This is a genomic window from Ruegeria sp. CDSA021, from assembly GCF_059612325.1.
In genome coordinates this window covers 1-4,319 of sequence record NZ_JBXWQJ010000041.1, presented here as the reverse complement: position 1 = coordinate 4,319, position 4,319 = coordinate 1, and the positions used below count along the sequence as shown (strand labels likewise).

Sequence of the window (4,319 nt, the reverse complement as noted above, 5' to 3'; positions counted from 1 at the left end):
TAGTGCATTGGGCCGCCGCGCCAGTTCGGAAAGCCATAGCCGTTGGTCCAGATCAGGTCGCAATCACCCGGGCGCGTTGCAATGCCCTCTTCAAGGATCAAGAAGCCCTCGTTGATCAGGGGAAACAGACACCGTTCAAGGATTTCCTGATCGTCGATGTCCCTGCGCTTCACACCATGCAGGTCCGCCAGATCGGAACTGATTTGAACTATCTCAGGGTCTTCGACCCGTGTCCGTCCCTCGTAGACATAGCTTCCACGCCCGGTTTTCTGACCCAGTCGGCCCAGTTCAAACAACCTGTCCTGCACAGCCTGGTATGTCGGGTCATGCGCGATTTCACTACGCCGTTCCTGACGCACGCGTGCGCCCACATCGACTCCGGCCAGATCTGCCATCGCATGAATGCCCATGGCCATGCCGAAGCCTTCAAGGACGTCATCCACCTGTTTCGGCGTCACCCCCTCAAGAAGCAGACGAGATCCTTCGCGGAAGTATGGTTCCAGCATCCGGTTTCCAACAAAGCCGTAGCACACGCCAACCGTGACAGGGAGCTTCCGGATCTTCTTTGCGACCGTGATTGCCGTTGCAATGACATCGGGAGCGGTCTTGGCGCCGCGCACCACCTCCAGCAAGCGCATGACATTGGCCGGGCTGAAGAAATGGAGACCAATCACATCCTCCGGGCGGGACGTGACCGCGGCGATTTCATCAAGATCCAATGTCGATGTGTTTGAGGCCAGTATCGCGCCAGGTTTGGCGTGCTGGTCTAGGCTCGCGAAAATTTGGTGTTTGACATTCATGCTTTCAAACGCCGCTTCAATGATCAGGTCAGCCTTCGCAAGGTCTGCATAGCTGAGCGTCCCGGTGGCGTTGGCGGCGATTGCCTCTGCCCGATCGGCACTGAGCCGCCCTTTTTGAGCCGCACGCTGGAAATGCTCCCGGACCTTTTCCAGCCCCTGTTCCAGCGCAGTTTGTGTGGTTTCCAGAAGCGTGACCGGATATCCCGCCTGCAGAAAGGCGATGGCAATGCCGCGCCCCATCGTTCCGGCACCGATCACGGCGACCGATGAAATGCTACGTGGTTGGTCAGCACGGGTAACGCCGGGAACCTTGGTGCATTCACGCTCTGCGAAGAACAGATGCCGCCCCGCGCGCGATTGAGGTGTGTCGAGCAGTTCAGCGAAACCTGCCTTCTCTTGTGCCAACCCCTCGGCCAGCGGCAATTCGCACGCGGCCTCGATGGATACCAAGCAGCGTTCAGGGGCGACAAGGTTTTTGGACGTGTGCGCTATCTGGTCTCGGAAACCCGTCAGATATCCCTTCGGATCAGGGTGTGTGACGGTCATATCCATGCAACCGCGTTTCGGATCGCCCTCATGGCTGACACGGGTGGCGAAACCCAAAACATGCGCGCGAAAATCCTGGTCGTTCTCAAATAGTGCGTCGACCAGCCCACAAGACAGGGCATATTCGCCTTTCACGGGATCACCCGAGAGGATCATTTGCGTTGCCGCTTCCAGCCCGGCAATCCGGGGTAGTCGCTGGGTGCCTCCGGCACCAGGCAGCAGCCCCAGTTTGATCTCAGGTAGGCCCATCACGGCATCCGGCGTGGCGACACGGTAATCACAGGCAAGCGCGATCTCCAGCGCACCACCCATCGCGGGACCTGCTATCGCGACGATAATGGGTTTCTTGCTGGTTTCAATCGTTTCACACAGGTCTGGCAAGTCCGGCTTGTCCCAAACTGCCCCGGTACGGAACTCGACGATGTCAGCGCCGCCGCAAAAGAGCGGCAGAGCCGAACATAGAACGATGGCTTTGACCTGTTCATCGGCGTCCAACTCGTGGATGGCCGAGGAAAGCGCCAGTCGCATCTTGAGACCAAGAGCGTTCACTGGCGGGGTATTCAGCTCAATGAAAGCGACACCCTCGGTATGTTTAATGGAAATCATGTTTGGAAACCTCAATTGGACTGTTTGGCAAGATCTTGTTCGATCTCTGCCCAATCGTCGAAGTGGATTACATTGCAGGGTGAATTCACGTTCTCGAGCCAGACAAAGACGGAGATGAATGGCTGGTCATAGACCCGGGTGGCGTGGGGATCGCCCGCCGCGTTCCAGATAAGTGATCCAGCCGGATAATCCTGCCAGTCACGGGTGCCAAACCGCCAACCAGATTTCTCGGAAAGGTTCAGGTACAGTTCTGGCGCGTCGTGGTTGTGGTCGCGATACAGCGTCCTTGGTCCCAGCATGAAAATGCCAAGGTTGAAATCGAGATGGTGATATCCACATGCATCCGGCCCGATCAGCAGAGTATGCAGGTTGCACCTTGTGTATCCCTCTCCCAAATCGGCACCGGGGGGATAGAATTGGGCGTTGTCTTCGCGCCAGATCAGATCATCCTTGGCCGCTTTCAGACAGCCTGCGATTTCCTGCAATTCCGGGGCTGCAATCCCGGCGACAGCGTTCTTCAGAACCTCATCATGCCGGGTTCCTTGGGGAGGTAAGTCAATGAGCTTCTCATCGGACAGATCCATGGCTGCCAGCTTGTCCAACGTCAGATCAACGCCGCGCGTGGCAGCTCTGTGAGCCTGCAGATAGGTGACAATCGATTGAATAAGCGCCTGAATACGACGTTGTTTGTCTGTCATGATTTTAGGTCCGAGCGCGTTGAAATATCTTGCCGCACGAGTTTCTTGTCGAGCTTGCCGACGCTGGTTTTAGGTAGGCGGTCGACAAAGATTAATTCGTCTGGAACTGCCCATTTTGAGATCTCGCCTGCGTCAACCCACGACTGGATTTCTTCCATGACTCTCAAGCGCACAAGATCCGGGTCGGCATCCTTTGCGGCTTGAGCGACCAACACTGGCCTTTCGCCCCATTTCGCGTGCGGCAGCCCGATTGCTGCGACGTCCTCAACGCCGCTGCAAGACGATGCTATGTTTTCCAGTGCCAGTGAGGATATCCATTCGCCGCCGGTCTTAATCACATCCTTGAGGCGGTCAGTAATCTGCAACGATCCATTCTCGCGGATATACCCAACATCCCCGGTATGCAGATACCCACCGTCCCAAAGCTCATCCGAGGCTTGCGCATTATCCAGATAGCCTTGTGTCAACCAGGGAGCCCGAGCAACAACTTCGCCGGTTGTTTCGCCGTCATGTGGGACGTCCTGCATATCCGGTGTCACAACACGAAGGTCGACAAGAGGGCCGGGAAAGCCGGTTTGCGCCTGCATCTCGGGGTCATTGCTGGACAAATCGGCCACCGTCAGAAACGGACAGGTTTCGGACATCCCATAGGCCGCATGTAAGGATATGCCTGCCGCCGCGGCGCGGTCCTGCAGGCCTCGCGGCAAAGCGGCCCCGCCAATGATCACTTTCCATCTGTCCAGGTCAATTTGTGGGCAGCCCGGATGGTCGAGCACCATTGACAGAACCGTGGGCACGCAGTGTGAAAAGGTGACGTTTTCGTCTGCAATCAATCGCAAGATTGTGTCAGGGTCATATCGACCGGGATAGACCTGACGCAGCCCCAGCATCGTTGCGGCATATGGAAATCCCCAGCCGTGGACGTGAAACAAGGGCGTCAGCGGCATGTAGACGTCGCCGCGATGAAATCCGGCATTCCCGGGCCATGCGCCGAAACCTGCGATCAAGCTCAATGTGTGAAGGACCAACTGCCGATGTGAATAGCTCACCCCCTTGGGATTGCCGGTGGTCCCGGTTGTATAAAACAAGGTTGCCGTTTGGTTTTCATCGAAGTCCGGGAAGTCAAAGCTGCCTGGGGCTTTGCCTATCCACTCTTCATATCCTTCTCCGTCTCCAATCGGCACGATGGTGATGTCCCGATCAAAGCCCGATTTGATACCCTCAATGAGCGGCATGAAATCGCGGTGCACGATGATCAGATCCGGTTGTCCATGGTTGATCGTATAAAGGACCTGAGCAGGAGACAGACGCACGTTGATCGTGAAAAGGGACCCGCCCATCATCGGGATCGCGAAAAAACACTCAAGATAACGGTGCGTATCCCAATCCATGACACCAACGCGCATACCCTCATGTATCCCGCTCGCCTTTAAAGAATTGGCAAGTTGGCGCACGCGTTTGCCCAAGTCCGCATAGCTCAACCGCATTTCGGTGCCGCTGACGATCTCTTGGCTGGCTGACGCGAGCTGGGATCCGGCCAGCAAGTGTTTAATCAGCAACGGATAGCCATATGCATTTGGCGAGGGTGAAAGTGGTGGCATGAAGGTGGAATCCCATAACATCTCTATCTGCTAATCTGGCATTTCTCACCCCGTGGAAGAATTGAAAG

The 4,319-nt window shown here is 56.4% G+C and carries 3 protein-coding genes; all 3 read right to left on the bottom strand.

Annotation, left to right across the window (positions count from 1 at the left end):
• On the bottom strand, positions 1-1,952 hold a 1,952-nt coding region (locus tag AC2FLD_RS22300; protein ID WP_496803735.1), incomplete at its 3' end, for a 3-hydroxyacyl-CoA dehydrogenase NAD-binding domain-containing protein.
• Between the two features lie 11 nt (positions 1,953-1,963).
• A complete protein-coding gene (locus AC2FLD_RS22295; protein WP_058277181.1) occupies positions 1,964-2,650 on the bottom strand; it encodes a dimethylsulfonioproprionate lyase family protein in 687 nt (228 codons plus the stop codon).
• The gene (locus AC2FLD_RS22290) at positions 2,647-4,272 is read right to left on the bottom strand and encodes a fatty acid--CoA ligase (RefSeq protein ID WP_496674466.1); all 1,626 of its coding nucleotides are present in this window, start codon (positions 4,270-4,272) and stop codon (positions 2,647-2,649) included. The genes AC2FLD_RS22295 and AC2FLD_RS22290 overlap by 4 nt, the downstream gene beginning before the upstream one ends.
• Positions 4,273-4,319 lie beyond the last annotated feature (47 nt).